The sequence below is a fragment of the Actinoplanes campanulatus genome, assembly GCF_014647795.1.
Taxonomy (GTDB): domain Bacteria; phylum Actinomycetota; class Actinomycetes; order Mycobacteriales; family Micromonosporaceae; genus Actinoplanes; species Actinoplanes campanulatus.
Genome location: NZ_BMPW01000028.1, coordinates 62,938 through 77,056, shown reverse-complemented (window position 1 = coordinate 77,056; position 14,119 = coordinate 62,938). Strand labels below are relative to the sequence as shown.

The following is a 14,119-nucleotide window of genomic DNA, read 5'->3' as shown; positions in this document are numbered from 1 at the left end:
GTGGTCACGGCTCGTCGCGCCAGGCGTCGCGCAGGTCGCGGCGGGTGTCGGCCCACCATCGGCGCAGCTCGGCACGCAACTCGCGGAGCTGGCGGGCGATGTCGCGAAGCGCGTGCAGGTGGCCCGGATCGTCGAGATGGGCGCCGATGGCAGCGGTCAGACCCAAGAGCAATTGCACGGGTACGAGGACGACCGCGATCACTGTCAGTAGGGTCGTCGAGTTTACGGCGTACCCGATGAGGAGCCCTGTCTGAACGACCGCCGTGACCATGCGGGCGTAGAGCGACCGGCGCAGCAGCGGCGGCGTCAGCCGGAGGCTGCGCCAGGGAAGAGCACCGGCCGGCAGCAGCAGACGAACGCTGAAACCGGCCGCGAACAGCACGAACGTGGCTGCCATCGCGCGGCTGGGCAGCAGCATCGGCGGGAACCGGACGGCGATCAGGGCGGCCGCGCATGTCAGCACGACGGCCACGGTGAGCCAGCGGCGCAGACCGGACACCAGCCGGCGGATCGGCCACGTCATCGACAGCACGTTCGGGCGGCCGGGGTTGTCCCGCGCGACATCACGCAGAGTGCGTAGAGAGCGGCGGACGCGGAGGCGCTCGGCGTCGAGCATCGCCAGCACCCAGCGGCCGTACTCGCTGTCCGGATCGATACGCAGAGCGGTGCGGGCCGCCTCCTCGGCCTCGTCACGGCGGCCGGCGTCGCGGGCCACGTCGGCCACCGTGAGCAGGGCCTCGACCGAGCGGGGCGCCAGGGCCAGCCCGCGTGCGGCGGCGGCCCGGGCCTCGGCGAAGTGGCGGTCGGCGGCCAGGGCGCGGGCCAGGACCAGATGCCCGGACGGCCGGTCCGGGGCCAGGCGGACGGCCTGCTCCGCGGCGGCACGTGCGTCGCCGTCGCGTAGCAGGGCGAGAAGGGTTTCGGCGCGTTCGACGTGTGCTTCCGGGCGGCCGGGCTCGGCAGCGAGTGCGGCCTCGGCGGCCGCCAGTGCTCCCGGCAGGTCACGCCGGCGGCGCAGCGCGAAGGAGAGCAGGGTGAGAAGGGCGGCGTCGTCCGGGGTTTCGGCCAGCGCCGCCCGCAGCGTCTCGACGGCCTGGGCGTCGCGGCCGACGTCGAGCAGGGCGCTCGCCCGCTGATACGACGCCACTCCACTCACGGCTGGCGATTATGCCCGCCCCACCCAGGATCAGGACGCCCGGCCGTGCTGCCGTTCGGTGGCCAGGCGGCGCAGGACCAGAAGGCCGCCGATGCCCGGGACCAGGGCTGCCAGGCGGGTGCCGGCGGATCTGGCCTCCCGGATGGCGAGGACGATCACGAACAGGTACGAGCAGCCGTGCACGGGGCCGATCGCCGAGGACACCACCGGCGAGTGGACGGTGGCCAGATTCGAGAACAGGACCAGTAGAGTCCCCAGCTCGGCCGTGGCCGCGATACGGAGGAGCATCGGTGTCACGCTCCGGTGGTCGAGCCGGGCCGCACGATCATCAGCACGGTGACCACCGCCCACAGGATGTTGAAGAGCCCCGTGAACATGGCCAGCCGGGCCGGTGCCCTCGTGTCGTCCGCGGTGGCCAGCAGCAGCCTCTGACGGGGAAGGACCGCCAGCACCAGCACGGCCGCCGCGGCCGCGGTCAGCGCGATCGACGTGAGCAGCCACGGGTCGCCGAGGACGCCGAGACTGTTCGCGGTGGCGAGGCCGAACACCGGGACCACGATGCCGAGCGCGGCGTAGACCCGGCAGATCCGGTGCAGCGAGCGAGGCACGGCGAGATCCCGGCCGGCGCCGGTTCCGGCGTGCCGGATCGCGGCCGGGAACATGCTGGCGGCGACGGTGACCGGCCCGATCGCGATGATCGCGGCGAGAACGTGCACGGACAACAGGAACTTCGTCATCGGGTGACCGGCTGGGAAGCGGTGGGGGCGGGGCGCCAGACGGTGCCTCGGCGTTCGTGGTGGAAGAGGCGTTCGACGGCGTGGGCGGACGGGGCGCCCAGGGTTCGTTCGAGCAGGTAGAGACCCAGGTCCAGGCCGGAGGTGACGCTCGAGGCGGTGATCAGGTCACCGTCCTCGACGATGCGGGCGTCGATCGCCACGACGCCGGCCGCGGTGAGGGCGTCCAGGCCGAGCTGGTGGGTGGTGGCGGGACGGCCGGTGATCAGCCCGGCCATGGCCAGCAACAGCGAGCCGCCGCAGACCGTGGCCGTGATCGCGCCCGGCCGGTTCAGGACGACGGCGAGCATCCCGGGCAGCGGGGTCTCCAGCGCGCGGGCCAGCACCGCCGGGATCTCGTCCAGAGCCGCGGCGGCCGCGCCGGGGACGACGACCAGGTCCGCCTGCCCGGGGTCCAGGCGGGCGGTCGCGTTCAGAGCCAGGGGGCCGATCCCGCTGGGGACGGCACGCGGCCCCTCGGCGGAGACCAGCTCGACCCGCGGGATCCCGCCGGCCATCAGAGCCTCGTACGGCGCGATGGCGTCCAGCGGGTCGAAACCGTCGAACAACACGATCTGTGCAAGCAACGCGAATCAGTCCTTCTCGTCGGGGAACGAGATGACCCTAGGAAGCGGTCGTCCCCGCGAGAAGTGGCTAGATTGCCGAGTATCAACGGGTTCTCGCCAGTGACGAGTTATCCACAGGCGCGCTGGTCCGCGGCTTGGTGGGGGCCCGCCCGGGCAGTACCTTCGCGCCATGCTCACCGTGGCCGTGCTCGCCCTGGACGGCGTCATCCCCTTCGACCTGTCCACCCCGATCGAGGTGTTCAACCGGACCCGCCTGCCGGACGGCCGGCCCGCCTACCGGGTCCGCGTCTGCGGGCTCGGCGGACCCGTCGACTCCGGCGCCTTCCATCTGACGCCACCATGGGGGCTGGACGCCCTGGCCGACGCGGACACGATCATCATTCCGGGCTGTGCCGATCCGGCCGCCCCGGTCCCACCGCGGGTGCTCGACGCCCTGCGTTCGGCCGCGGCCGACGGCACCAGGATCGCGTCGATCTGCGCGGGCGCGTTCGTCCTCGCCGCCACCGGGCTGCTCGACGGGCAGCGTGCGACCACACACTGGCTGGCCACGAAGCGGCTCGCGGAGGCGTACCCGGAAGTGGAAGTCGATCCCGATGTTCTCTATGTCGACAACGGGCAGTTCCTCACCTCGGCCGGAGCGGCGGCCGGGCTCGATCTGTGCCTGCATCTGATCCGGCGCGATCACGGGTCGGCGGTCGCGGCCGACGCCGCCCGGCTCTCGGTCATGCCGTTGGAGCGCGAGGGTGGCCAGGCGCAGTTCATCGTTCATGATCAGCCACCGACTCCCCGCGGGTCCGAGCTGGAGCCGGTGCTGAAATGGATGCAGGACAACGCGGACCGGGCCCTGACGCTCTACGACATCGCCGAGCAGGCGGGGATGAGTTGCCGCACCCTGAACCGCCGGTTCCGGGAACAGACCGGGACCACGCCGCTGCAATGGCTGCTGCGTGCCCGGATCCGTCAGGCGCAGTACCTGCTGGAGGCCACCGACCACTCCGTCGAGCGGATCGCCGGTCAGGCCGGATTCGGGTCGTCGACGGCTTTCCGCGATCGGTTCAAGAAGATCGTCGGCACCAGCCCGCACGCGTATCGTGCGGCGTTTCAGACCTCGGAAGCCCGGTGAACTGCTGGATGCCGTAGCGGGGGCGGTAGCCGAAGGCGGCGGTGGCGGCGCTGGAGTCGTAGATCCGGTCGATGGTCTTCGGCCGGCCCGACCGCCCGATGCAGGAGGTGGGTGGCCAGAACGGGCGGAGGCTCCGGGAAACAGCGGGCGATCCGGTTGCGGATGGGCCGGCGGCGGGATGTCGCGGCGCGGTGGTCACGGGGCCGGGGTGGTCAGCGGTTCGGGCGGATAGGCGCGCAGCACCAGCGACGTCGTGACCGGGCCGAAACGGGCCAGCGCGTCGACGACCTGTTCGAGGCGGCCGGACCGTGGGCAGTGGACCTCGAAGATCAGGCAGTCCTCGCCGGTCACCCGGAGCGTGGAGACGATCTCCGGGGTCCGGGACGCCACTCCAGCGCCCGGCCGAGCTGGGCGTGGGTGGTGCGCAGCCGGACGACCGCGTGGATGTTCAGGCCCAGAGCCGTCGGGTCCACGACGGCACGGTAACCGGTGATCACGCCGGCCTTCTCCAGACGCTGGATGCGGGCGCCGGCCGCCGGCTGGGAGACGTGTCGACCGGTCCGGTGACCCTGTGGGGACCGGCCCGGATCTTCCTCGAGCGCGGCGTCCGCCGTAGCGCGTGATCGATGTGATGATCACGGCGAGTGCCGGTGATGCGTGTATCGGCAGTACATCCCAGGTGGGCGGACCGCGTCGTACGGTCGTGTCGTGGACAACCGAGCCGAGGCACGCGACTTCCTCACCTCCCGACGCGCCAAGATCACCCCGGAGCGGGCCGGGCTCCCCGCCGCCGGGCAGCGCCGGGTTCCCGGGCTGCGCCGCAGCGAGGTCGCCGCACTGGCCGGGATGAGTGTCGAGTACTACGCGAAGCTGGAACGCGGCACGCTGGCCGGGGTGTCCGCCGGGGTGCTGGAGGCGATCTCCCGGGCCCTGCAACTGGACGAGGCCGAGCGGGCCCACCTGCTGCGGCTCGCCCACGAGGCGGACGGCAGCAGCGCGGTGCTGCGACCCCGGCGCCGGCCGAAGCAGTGGACGGTCCGGCCCAGTCTGCAATGGTCGCTCGACTCGATCAGCGCGCCGGCGATCCTGTCCAACATGCGGGGTGATCTGCTCGCCGCGAACCTGCTGGGCCGCGCCATGTACAGCGACGCGTTCGCGGGCGGGCACCCGAATTTCGCCAGGTTCACCTTCCTGGACTCGGCGGCCCACCGGTTCTTCCCGGACTGGGACGGTGCGGCCGACATCACGGTGGCGAACCTGCGGACCGCGGCGGGCAAGGACCCGCACGACAAGGGCCTGCACGACCTGGTCGGTGAGCTGTCCACCCGCAGCGACGACTTCCGTCGCCGGTGGGCGGCGCACAACGTGCGGATCCACGGCACCGGGGTCAAGCACTTCCGGCACCACATCGTCGGGGACCTGATCCTGAACTACGAGACCATGGACCTGCAGGCCGAACCCGACCTGACGCTGACGATCTACACTGCCGAGCCGCAGTCATCGACCGATCACGCGCTCGCCCTGCTCGCCTCCTGGGCCGTCACGGCCCAGGAGATCGGCTGACTTCGTCAAGGAGAGAGAACCGTGCAGAAACGCACCCTCGGCCAGGGCCTCGAAGTGTCCGCCCTGGGCTTCGGCGCCATGGGGATGAGCCACGGATACGGACCCGGCCCCGACCGGGACGCCAACATCGCCCTGCTGCGGGCCGCCGTCGACCGGGGCGTCACGCTGTTCGACACCGCCGAGGTCTACGGACCGTACGTCAACGAGGAACTCGTCGGCGAAGCCCTCGCACCCGTCCGCGACCAGGTCGTCATCGCCACCAAGTTCGGTTTCGACATCGACGGCCAGGGTGGCCGGAACGGGGTGGACAGCCGTCCCGAGCACATCCGGCAGGTGGCCGACGCGTCGCTCAAGCGGCTGCGCACCGACCGGATCGACCTGTTCTACCAGCACCGCGTCGACCCGCAGGTGCCGATCGAGGACGTCGCCGGGGCGGTCAAGGAGCTGATCGAGGCCGGCAAGGTCGGCCATTTCGGCATGTCCGAGGCCGCCGCCGCCACGGTCCGGCGGGCACACGCCGTCCAGCCGGTCGCCGCGGTGCAGAACGAGTACTCGCTGTGGTGGCGTGGCCCGGAGGCGGAGCTCATCCCCCTCTGCGCCGAACTCGGCATCGGCCTGGTCCCGTTCAGCCCGCTCGGCCGGGGCTTCCTCACCGGCAAGATGGACGCGGAAACCGAATTCGCGCCAGGCGACATGCGTGCCGGTCTGCCCCGTTTCGACGCCGAGGCGCGGCGGGCCAACCGGGCGCTGGTCGACCTGCTGACCTCGGTCGCCGCCCACAAGGGCGCCTCGGTAGCCCAGATCGCGCTGGCCTGGCTGCTCGCCCGGCAGCCGTGGATCGTGCCGATTCCCGGCACCCGCCGCCTGGAACGCCTCGACGAGAACCTGGGCGCCGCCGAGGTCGACCTGACCACGGCCGACGTCGAGGAGATCGATACCGCGGCCGCCGCCATCGAGGTGCACGGCGCCCGTTACCCCGAGCACATGGAACGCATGACCAACCGTTAGAGGTGGTCGAGGTCGTCGTTTCGCCGTCGGCACTTTTCCGGTACGCGCGACCTCGTCCCCGCCTTTTCAGGGCCGTCCCGTCCGGTCGGCGCGATGTCGCTGCCCGCTCCGGCCTGTGCCGCGCCCTCCGGGCGTAGATCGGTGCTGGGGCAGGCCGGGCGACCGCCACTTCCTCATCTGCCGCCGCTCACGGCCGTTTGGTGGGGTGGGTGGGCGCGCACGGTGGTGGTGTCGTGGTCGCGCACGCGGCATATGGCCGTGGTGGCCGCGCACGCGATGTCTTCCGTGTGCGGCCGCCAGGCCTTCGACCGCCTGAACGTGTGCGCCCGCCGGGGACCTCGGTGGCCCGGCCGGTCACCGGCGCGACGTCAGTGGCAGAGCGACACCATCATCAGGTCCGCGCAGGAGAGCAGCATCGCGATCAGGACGGCGCCGAGCCCCCGGGCGGCGACCACCCATCCGCCGCGGCCCCGCCAGGTCCACGGCAGCAGCTGCTCCACGATGATCAGTAGAATCCAGAGCAACGGCGCGGCCAGGAAGAACAGGTCCCACCGCTCGTCGTCGAAGACGCTGGCGTTGCCGGCGGCGTGGTAGTTCTGGCAGTCCTCCTGCCGGGTCACCGGGTCGAGGACCAGCAGCAGAACCACGAACCCGATGGCGCCGCCGATCAGCACCCGGAAACCGCTGAGCGGGGACGGTTTGATCACCGGGCCACGGTAGAGGTGTGCCGCAACAGCGTTACCTCCGAGGTAATCGTGTGTCCGGCACGGCGTCGTTAACGTCCCTTTCATCGAAATCCGAACGGTGAAAGGGGAGGACCGATGCGGGTCTCCGACCAGATTCCGGCCCCGGCGAGAACGAACAGCGAGGCACTGCTGCGGTGGGTGCTGAAAGCGGATGCCCTGGTCACCGGTGCCAACGGGATCGCCTACCTGGCTTTGGCCGGTGTCCTGACCGACGTTCTCGGCTATCGGGTTTCCGTGCAGCACGCGGTTGGCGCGTTCCTGGTGGTCTTCGCCATTGCGGTCGGGGTGATCGCGACCCGCCCGGTGGCCGGCCGCGCCGCCGTCCGGACGGTGATCGCGGTCAACGTCGCCTGGGTGCTGCTCAGCGTCGTCGTGCTCGGCGCCGGCGCGGTGGAGGCGACCACGCTGGGCCGGGTGTGGATGGCGGCGCAGGCAGCGGTCGTCGCCGCCTTCGCCGCCATCCAGGCGTACGCCCTCAAGCCCCGGTGAGGCGTCAGCCCAGGGCGTTCAGGAACGGCTCGTGGCTGTTCTTGAACTCCCAGCTGTAGAACCGGTCCCAGTTGATCGACCAGGTCATCAGGCCGCGGAAGTTCGGGTTGAGCCCGCTGCGCGGCGTGTAGCCACCGCAGTTGGCGCCCTTGACCAGGCAGTTGACGGCCTGCTGGACGCCGGCCGGCGTGACGTAGCCGTTGCCGGCGCTGACCGAGCTGGGCGCGCCGAACGCGATCTGGTCCTCGCGCAGCGCCGGGAACATGTTCGCGGTGTTGCCGGCCACCGGGAACCCGGCCAGCATCATGTCGGTCATGGCGATGTGGAAGTCGGCGCCGCCCATCGAGTGGTACTGGTTGTCCAGGCCCATGATCGAGCCGGAGTTGTAGTCCTGGACGTGCAGGACCGTGAGGTCGTTGCGGAGCGCGTAGATGACCGGCAGGTAGGAGCCGGCCCGCGGGTCCTGGCCGCCCCACGGTCCTGAGCCGTAGTACTGGTAGCCGAGCTGGACGAAGAACGTCTCGGGCGCCATCGTGAGGACGAAGCCCGCTCCGTACCGTGTCTTGAGGGTTTTGATCGCGCTGATCAGATTGACGATGACCGGTGTGGTGGGGTTCTTGAAGTCGGTGTCGCCGGTGTTGAGCGAGAGCGAGTGGCCCTCGAAGTCGATGTCGACGCCGTCCAGCCCGTATTTGTCGATGATCGCGCTGACCGAGCTGACGAACCTGTCGCGGGCCGCCGTGGTGGTGAGCTGGACCTGGCCGTTGGCGCCGCCGATGGAGAGCAGCACCTTCTTGCCGGCCGTCCGCTTCGCCTTGATCGCGGCGATGAACTCGGCCTCGGTCTCGACGCCCGGGCACTCGGTGGCGGGGCAGAGGGTGAACCGGATGTCGCCGGAGGTGGCGCTGGTCGGCTCGCCGAAGGACAGGTTGATGATGTCCCATTCGGCCGGCACGTCGGCCATCCGCAGGTAGCCGGCCCCGTTGGCGAAGCTGGCGTGCAGGTAGCCGATGAGGGCGTGTTTGGGCAGCCCGCCGACCGGGATGGGGGTGCTGGGGGACGTCGAAGGAGACGGAGATGTGGACGGGGACGGGGACGGCGAGGCGGATGACGGCGACGGGGACGGGTTCACGACGCCGCCGCAGGCGCCGTTGTTGATCCAGACGTCCCACTGGCCGCTCTTGACGGCCGGATCCTCGCCCTGGGTCCACCACTTGGCGGTGTAGTTGTTGCCGCCCTTGGACGCGACGTTGTCCTTGACGTAGACGGCGGAGGCGCTCCAGGCGGGCGCGCACGCGGCGGCGGCGCTGGCGGTGGAGGCCACATATACGGCAGAGCACGCGGCGGCCACGACAGCCGCCACGGAGAGAACCACGGATCGACGCATGCGCAATTATTAAGACTGTTTACTGAAGATGTAAAGAGTCAGTCTGGTTCCGGGACGCCTGCCAGGAATTCGTCGAGCCGGTGGCGGCGGCGGGCGCGCTCGGCGGACAGATGGTCGCGGGTGAACGACTCCGGAAGGTGGCGCAGCCGCGAGCGGCCGGCCGGGGTGCGGAACTCGCCGTCCGGCATCGCGCCCGCTCCCGGCGGCAGCAGGGCCAGCAACTCGTCGTAGACGGCGACCGACGTGGCCAGCGCGGCCAGCATCGCCTCCCAGCTGTCGTCGTCCCAGTCGCCGGTGGCCGCGTGCTCGAGCTGGTTCGCCCGCTCCGCGTTCATCTCGCCGATCATCCACAGCTGACCGGCGTCGAGCAGAGCGGACGGCCCGTCGCCGGGCATGCTCAGCCCGTACCCCAGAGGGTCCGGGTCGGGGTCGTCGCGCGGCACCGTGAAGACGAACGCGCGCTCGTGCCGGCAGGCCAGGCAGACCCCGTGGTAGCGCAGCGTGAGCCGGGCCGGGTCGCCGCCGCGCTCCGGCGCCTGCCGGTGGAACTCGGCCGTCCCGCACTCGCACCGGTGCAGATCCATGAACATCAGCGCCTCGGTGACGCCGCGGGCCGGAAGCGGGTGAAGCTCCGGGCCGGGATCCTCCGGGCCGGACGCCGCCAGGTAGTCGTCGCGGGCGGCGAGCAACCGCGGCCACCGGAACAGGTCGGGCCCGGCGGCGAGCATCTCCTGTCCGTGCCGGCTGCGGATCTCCTCCTCCGGGACGACGTCGGCGCCGGGCGGCACGAACAGCATCGCCTCTTCGACCGAGGAGGCGGCCAGTTTCATGTTCATCGCGTGCGCCTGCTCGTCGCCGGCCGAGTACACCGTCGCCATGACCAACCACTGACCGGGATCGACCAGGTGCGACGGCTCGCCGCGCAGTGACATCTGCCAGTGGGCGGTGCCCAGCGTGCCGGGACGGACGGTGAACCGGAACCGGAAGCGGTGCCAGACCCGGCGGGTGCAGCGGGCCTTGACGGTCAGCACCTCGTGGTCGCCGACCGGCAGGCTGCGCTCGCCGAAGGACAGCAGTTTGCCGCCGCAGCGGCACTCCTGGAAATCCAGGAACATGCTGGCGTCGGAGCCGGACCGGGCCAGCGGCGGTTCCATCGGGGCGGTGCGGTCCACCGGCGGCGGTCCGAAGACCGCCACGAACTCGGCGAGATCCAGGCGGCGCCGCGCCAGCTCACGATCAATGCGGGGTACGCCGAAGTCCGCCGCCCGCTGTCGTAGGGCCCGGAGCCCGTCGGCCGTCCAGAGATGGCGCACCGGCACCTGCCCGGTCCCGGCGGGCACCAGCCGGGTCACCTCGGCGGCGCAGTCGACGGCGCACTCCAGCAGGTGGCGGGCCCGCTCGTGCTCGGCGGCGGTGGGCCGGCGCTCCCCGAACACCCGCAGCAACTCGGCGGCCAGGCGGGCGCACCGGCGGGAGTGCTCCTGCCACTGGGCGGCGTCGAGCAGCCCGTCCGAGGCGGGGTCGACCAGGACCGTGCGCTCGCCCCGCCGGACTTCCGTCCGGTCGGTCGTTACCTGAACCTCGCCGTCCGGATCGCCGGTGAGGTAGAGGACCGCCTCGGTGACCGACCGGGCGACCGGCTCGAACTCGGCGCCGGGCAGCCCGCCGCTCATCCAGCTCAGGTCCTGGTGGGTGAGGCCGGACTCGGCGAGCAACTCGGCGACCACCTCGCGCGGGGGCCGGGCCGTGTAGTGCACGACCTCGACCCCCGGCTCGGCGTCGTATTGCAGGCGACCGAAACCGATCAGGTCGCCGCCGGCCAGGCGGATGAGGGCGAGTGCCGCCGGGCCGAGATCGTCGTCGACGGTTTCGAACCGGAGCCCGAACCTGGTCTCCACCGTGGCCCGGTCGAGGCGCAGCCGGGCCAGGTAGGAACTCGGGCCTCTCCGGACCCCGACAGCGACGGCTTCCACCCGGGCGGCACCTCCACATCGGCGCCCGTCAGTCTACGAGGCGGCGCAGCTCACCGGGGACGGTACGGCGTTGGTCGCCCCGCTGGAGGCGGTGAACCCGAAGCTGGTCGTGGCCCCCGCGGCGAGCGTGCCGTTGTACGGCGCGTTGCGGGCGGTGACCGTCTCCCCGGAGGTGGCGGCCGTGGTGTTCCAGGTGTTGGTGAAGCGCTGCCCGTTGGGCCAGGTCCAGGTCACGGTCCAGCCGGTGATGGCGCTGCTGCCGGCCTTGACGGTGACCGTGCCCTGGAAGCCGCCGCCCCACTGGTTGCTGATCGCGTAGGTGGCGGTGCAGCCGCCGGCCGGCGGCGGGGTGCTGGTGCTCGGCGACACGCTCGGGGACGGGCTCGCGGAACTGCTGGACGGTGACGGCGAGACGCCGCCGAACACCGTGGCCTCCTTCGACGTGGCCTTGATCCCGTTGGCGCCGTTGAAGATCCGCTGGCCCCAGCTGGTCAGCTGCGCCGGGTTGAAGTTGGTGACCATGTCCAGGTACTCGACGCCGCCGCCGTTGCCGGACCAGGACCAGCCGAGGTAGCCGATGCCCCGCTGCTGGGCGGTGGCCAGGATGGTGTCCTCGTCGGGGTTGCCGTCGGAGTGGTCGTGCCCGAACTCACCGACCACGATCGGCAGGTTCGCCGTCTGGAACCGGCCCAGGTAGTCGTTGATCTCGGCGGCGGTGTCGAAGACGCCGTACATGTGGATCGAGAAGACGGTGTTGCGCTGCGGGTCGGCGGCGAACACCGAGGCGGCGTTGTCGCGCATGATGAACTGCCAGTCCTGTCCCCAGTTCGGCGCGTCCACCATGATCTGGTGCTGGAAGCCGGCGGCGCGCAGGCGGGTGATGGCGGACTTGGTGTCGGCGGTCCAGTTGGCGGACGCGGTGCCGTTGCCGTACGGCTCGTTGCCGATGTTGAGGATGACGAAGTTCTCCTGGCCGGTCAGGGCGCTCTTGATGGAGATCCAGTAGTCGACGGCCTGGGCCAGGGTGGCGGCGCCGGACTGTTCGCCGTAACCCGTCGTGTCGTGCACCTCCAGCACGCAGATCAGCCGGTTGGCCTTGCACTGGCTGATCACGGTGGTGACGTCCGAGGCGGGGTTGGCCGTCCAGCGCTGGCCGCTGGCCAGCACGACGCGGACCGTGTTGGCGCCGAGGGCCTTGATGTTCGCCAGCGAGGTGCTGGTCTGGCCCGCGTACCACGTGTGCGCGTGGTTGACGCCACGCATCAGGAACGTGTTGCCGTTGGCATCCAGGATGCGGGTGCCCGAGACGGTGAAGCCGGCGGCGGCCTGGGCGGGCTGGGCCAGGGTCAGGACTGCCGCGGCGGTGGTCAGGACGGCCGCGAGGCCGCCCCACCATTTCGCTCTCATGGGGATCCTCCGGGGGACGGGGGTGGGGACGGGGCTTGCGGGGGAGAATCTAAAAGGACTTAACTAAGTGGGTCAAGCCAGAATCTCAGTCGATCATGATCGATGCAAGTCGGCCTTGACACCGCAAACTTAAGCCGCTTAATAATGATCAGCATCGAAGAAGATCCCTGCTTCCCGGCTCGGGAGGCGGGTGGCCCGCGCACCCCCACTCGCGGAGGAACTCGACGATGTCCATCCCCAGCGCACGCCGGATCCTCGCCGCGACCGCCGCGGCACTCCTGCTGGCCGGCTGCACCGGCGCCGACGGCGAGGAGAAGTCCGGCACCGCCGACAGCTCGATAACCGTGTTCAACGGCGCGAACGGCGCCATCGTGGAGAACTGGAACCCGTTCTCACCGACTCAGCTGCAACCCACCAACGGCACCATGTACGAGGCCCTGTTCTGGTACAACCTGGCCAACGACGCGCCGCCCCAGCCGATGCTCGCCACGGGCTACTCGTGGAACACCGACGGCACCGAGCTGACCGTCACCGCCCGCGAGGGTGTCAAGTGGTCCGACGGGCAGCCGTTCACCGCCAAGGACGTGGCCTTCACCTTCGACCTGATCAAGCGCACCAAGGCGATCAACGCCACCAACCTGGACATCACGAGTTCGGTGGCCAAGGACGACAAGACCGCGGTGATCACCTTCGGGACCAAGTCGTTCACCGACGAGGCGGCCATCATCGGCCACACCCCGATGATCCCCGAACACATCTGGAGCAAGATCCCCGACCCCGAGAAGACGATCAACCAGAACCCGGTCGGCACCGGCCCGTTCAAGCTCAAGTCCTTCTCGGCGCAGAGCTTCGTCATCGAGAAGAACCCGAACTACTGGCAGCCGGGCAAGCCGCAGATCCAGAACGTGCGTTACATCTCGTTGGCCACCGCCGACGCCGCCAGCGCCGCGCTGACCGCCGGCCAGGTCGACTGGATGAGCTCCTACCTGCCCGGCCTCGACCAGCTGCTGAAGAACCACAAGGACCTGTCGTATGTGAACACGCCCACCATGACGACGTCGATCTTCACCTGCGCCGGCGCCGAGTACGGCTGCAAGGGCCCGCAGACCGACCCCGCCGTGCGCCAGGCCATCTACCACGCCATCAACCGCGACCAGCTCAACAAGCTGGCCGGCGGCGGTTACGCGGCCACCGCCTCGCCCACCATGCTGCTGCCCGAGCGCGACCAGAAGTGGATCGCCGATCCGTCCCAGCAGGCCATCCCGGGCACCGGCGACGCCGCGAAGGCCAACCAGATCCTCGACGCGGCCGGCTGGGCCAAGGGCGCCGACGGCATCCGCGCCAAGGGCGGCGAGCGGCTGTCGATGACCATCCAGACGGTGAGCGGCTGGAGCGACTACATCTCGCTCAACGACACGATGGCCCAGCAGCTCAAGGAGGTCGGCATCGAGCTCAAGCCGACCCAGCTGTCCTGGAACGAGTGGAACAACAACCAGGTGCAGGGCCGCTACCAGCTCTCACTGGACTCGATCGGGCTGGGCGCCAACTCCAACCCGTACCACATCTACCAGCCGAAATACGCCAGCGGAACCACCGCCAAGGTCGGTGAGAGCGCCCGGACCAGCGGCAACTTCGCCCGCTACCACAACGACACGGTGGACAAGGCGATCGCGGTGGCGGCCGGCACCAACGACGAGGCCGCCCAGAAAGAGCAATACAAGGCCATTCAAACCGAGATCGTACGGGACCTGCCGTACATCCCGATCTATGTGAACTCGCTGCTCACCGAGTTCAACACGAGCCGTGCCACCGGCTGGCCCAGCAACGACAACAAGTACGCGCTGCCCGCCTCCTGGAAGATCTGGGACAACGGCATCGTCCTGGCCAACATCACGCCGGCGAAGTAG

The 14,119-nt window shown here is 70.4% G+C and carries 15 protein-coding genes; 5 read left to right on the top strand and 10 right to left on the bottom strand.

Going from position 1 to position 14,119, the window contains the following annotated elements; translation table 11 throughout:
• Window positions 1–4 precede the first annotated feature (4 nt).
• From IEZ13_RS39675 to IEZ13_RS39660, 4 genes are read right to left on the bottom strand one after another with little or no spacing between them, the layout of a single operon-like run.
• A complete protein-coding gene (locus IEZ13_RS39675; RefSeq protein ID WP_183226680.1) occupies window positions 5–1,156 on the bottom strand; it encodes a tetratricopeptide repeat protein in 1,152 nt (383 codons plus the stop codon).
• A 30-nt stretch (window positions 1,157–1,186) separates the two neighbouring features.
• Window positions 1,187–1,444 carry a DUF3817 domain-containing protein gene (locus IEZ13_RS39670; protein ID WP_183226681.1) on the bottom strand — a complete coding sequence of 86 codons (258 nt, stop codon included), beginning with the start codon at window positions 1,442–1,444 and terminating at the stop codon, window positions 1,187–1,189.
• Between the two features lie 5 nt (window positions 1,445–1,449).
• A complete protein-coding gene (locus tag IEZ13_RS39665; RefSeq protein WP_183226682.1) occupies window positions 1,450–1,893 on the bottom strand; it encodes a hypothetical protein in 444 nt (147 codons plus the stop codon).
• Window positions 1,890–2,516: a DJ-1/PfpI family protein gene (locus IEZ13_RS39660; protein WP_183226683.1), complete on the bottom strand. Its 627-nt coding sequence runs from the start codon at window positions 2,514–2,516 to the stop codon at window positions 1,890–1,892. The genes IEZ13_RS39665 and IEZ13_RS39660 overlap by 4 nt, the downstream gene beginning before the upstream one ends.
• A 169-nt stretch (window positions 2,517–2,685) precedes the next feature.
• On the opposite strand from IEZ13_RS39660, the gene IEZ13_RS39655 reads away from it, so the two are divergent.
• Entirely contained in the window at window positions 2,686–3,639 is a 954-nt protein-coding gene (locus IEZ13_RS39655; RefSeq protein WP_183226684.1) for a GlxA family transcriptional regulator, read from the top strand.
• A 195-nt stretch (window positions 3,640–3,834) separates the two neighbouring features.
• Here IEZ13_RS39655 and IEZ13_RS47140 read toward each other — a convergent pair whose 3' ends face one another.
• Both IEZ13_RS47140 and IEZ13_RS47135 read right to left on the bottom strand, forming a co-directional pair.
• Window positions 3,835–4,029, bottom strand: a complete 195-nt coding sequence (locus IEZ13_RS47140) for an Lrp/AsnC ligand binding domain-containing protein (protein ID WP_203834067.1) — start codon at window positions 4,027–4,029, stop codon at window positions 3,835–3,837.
• Window positions 3,987–4,136 (bottom strand): hypothetical protein, encoded by a 150-nt coding sequence (locus tag IEZ13_RS47135; RefSeq protein WP_203834068.1) that lies wholly within the window; start codon window positions 4,134–4,136, stop codon window positions 3,987–3,989. Before IEZ13_RS47135 ends, IEZ13_RS47140 begins: the two co-directional genes overlap by 43 nt.
• A gap of 211 nt (window positions 4,137–4,347) precedes the next feature.
• On the opposite strand from IEZ13_RS47135, the gene IEZ13_RS39645 reads away from it, so the two are divergent.
• Both IEZ13_RS39645 and IEZ13_RS39640 read left to right on the top strand, forming a co-directional pair.
• Window positions 4,348–5,202, top strand: coding sequence for a helix-turn-helix transcriptional regulator (locus tag IEZ13_RS39645; protein ID WP_183226685.1), 855 nt, complete (start codon window positions 4,348–4,350; stop codon window positions 5,200–5,202).
• Between the two features lie 21 nt (window positions 5,203–5,223).
• Window positions 5,224–6,210 carry an aldo/keto reductase gene (locus IEZ13_RS39640; RefSeq protein WP_183226686.1) on the top strand — a complete coding sequence of 329 codons (987 nt, stop codon included), beginning with the start codon at window positions 5,224–5,226 and terminating at the stop codon, window positions 6,208–6,210.
• A 368-nt stretch (window positions 6,211–6,578) separates the two neighbouring features.
• Here the strand turns inward: IEZ13_RS39640 and IEZ13_RS39635 are convergent, their stop codons facing one another.
• On the bottom strand, window positions 6,579–6,917 hold the full coding sequence (locus IEZ13_RS39635) for a hypothetical protein (RefSeq protein ID WP_183226687.1): 339 nt from the start codon (window positions 6,915–6,917) through the stop codon (window positions 6,579–6,581).
• Window positions 6,918–7,031: 114 nt separating this feature from the next.
• On the opposite strand from IEZ13_RS39635, the gene IEZ13_RS39630 reads away from it, so the two are divergent.
• Entirely contained in the window at window positions 7,032–7,445 is a 414-nt protein-coding gene (locus IEZ13_RS39630; protein ID WP_183226688.1) for a hypothetical protein, read from the top strand.
• Between the two features lie 4 nt (window positions 7,446–7,449).
• On the opposite strand, the gene IEZ13_RS39625 is transcribed toward IEZ13_RS39630, so the two are convergent.
• Genes IEZ13_RS39625 through IEZ13_RS39615 form a run of 3 tightly spaced genes read right to left on the bottom strand, consistent with a single transcriptional unit; the run spans window position 7,450 to window position 12,212 of the window.
• On the bottom strand, window positions 7,450–8,832 hold the full coding sequence (locus IEZ13_RS39625) for a glycosyl hydrolase family 18 protein (RefSeq protein ID WP_183226689.1): 1,383 nt from the start codon (window positions 8,830–8,832) through the stop codon (window positions 7,450–7,452).
• Window positions 8,833–8,870: 38 nt separating this feature from the next.
• Window positions 8,871–10,805 carry a hypothetical protein gene (locus IEZ13_RS39620; RefSeq protein ID WP_183226690.1) on the bottom strand — a complete coding sequence of 645 codons (1,935 nt, stop codon included), beginning with the start codon at window positions 10,803–10,805 and terminating at the stop codon, window positions 8,871–8,873.
• 33 nt (window positions 10,806–10,838) lie between these two features.
• Window positions 10,839–12,212, bottom strand: coding sequence for a cellulase family glycosylhydrolase (locus IEZ13_RS39615; protein WP_183226691.1), 1,374 nt, complete (start codon window positions 12,210–12,212; stop codon window positions 10,839–10,841).
• A 227-nt stretch (window positions 12,213–12,439) separates the two neighbouring features.
• Between IEZ13_RS39615 and IEZ13_RS39610 the strand changes: the two genes are divergently transcribed.
• Window positions 12,440–14,119, top strand: coding sequence for an ABC transporter substrate-binding protein (locus IEZ13_RS39610; RefSeq protein WP_183226692.1), 1,680 nt, complete (start codon window positions 12,440–12,442; stop codon window positions 14,117–14,119).

Bases quoted from the DNA above. Each gene is read 5' to 3' on its own strand.
- IEZ13_RS39610 (WP_183226692.1), top strand. From the start codon at position 12,440: ATGTCCATCCCCAGCGCACGCCGGATCCTCGCCGCGACCGCCGCGGCA.
- IEZ13_RS39630 (WP_183226688.1), top strand. From the start codon at position 7,032: ATGCGGGTCTCCGACCAGATTCCGGCCCCGGCGAGAACGAACAGCGAG.
- IEZ13_RS39670 (WP_183226681.1), bottom strand. From the start codon at position 1,444: ATGCTCCTCCGTATCGCGGCCACGGCCGAGCTGGGGACTCTACTGGTC.
- IEZ13_RS39615 (WP_183226691.1), bottom strand. From the start codon at position 12,212: ATGAGAGCGAAATGGTGGGGCGGCCTCGCGGCCGTCCTGACCACCGCC.
- IEZ13_RS39655 (WP_183226684.1), top strand. From the start codon at position 2,686: ATGCTCACCGTGGCCGTGCTCGCCCTGGACGGCGTCATCCCCTTCGAC.
- IEZ13_RS39665 (WP_183226682.1), bottom strand. From the start codon at position 1,893: ATGACGAAGTTCCTGTTGTCCGTGCACGTTCTCGCCGCGATCATCGCG.
- IEZ13_RS39625 (WP_183226689.1), bottom strand. From the start codon at position 8,832: ATGCGTCGATCCGTGGTTCTCTCCGTGGCGGCTGTCGTGGCCGCCGCG.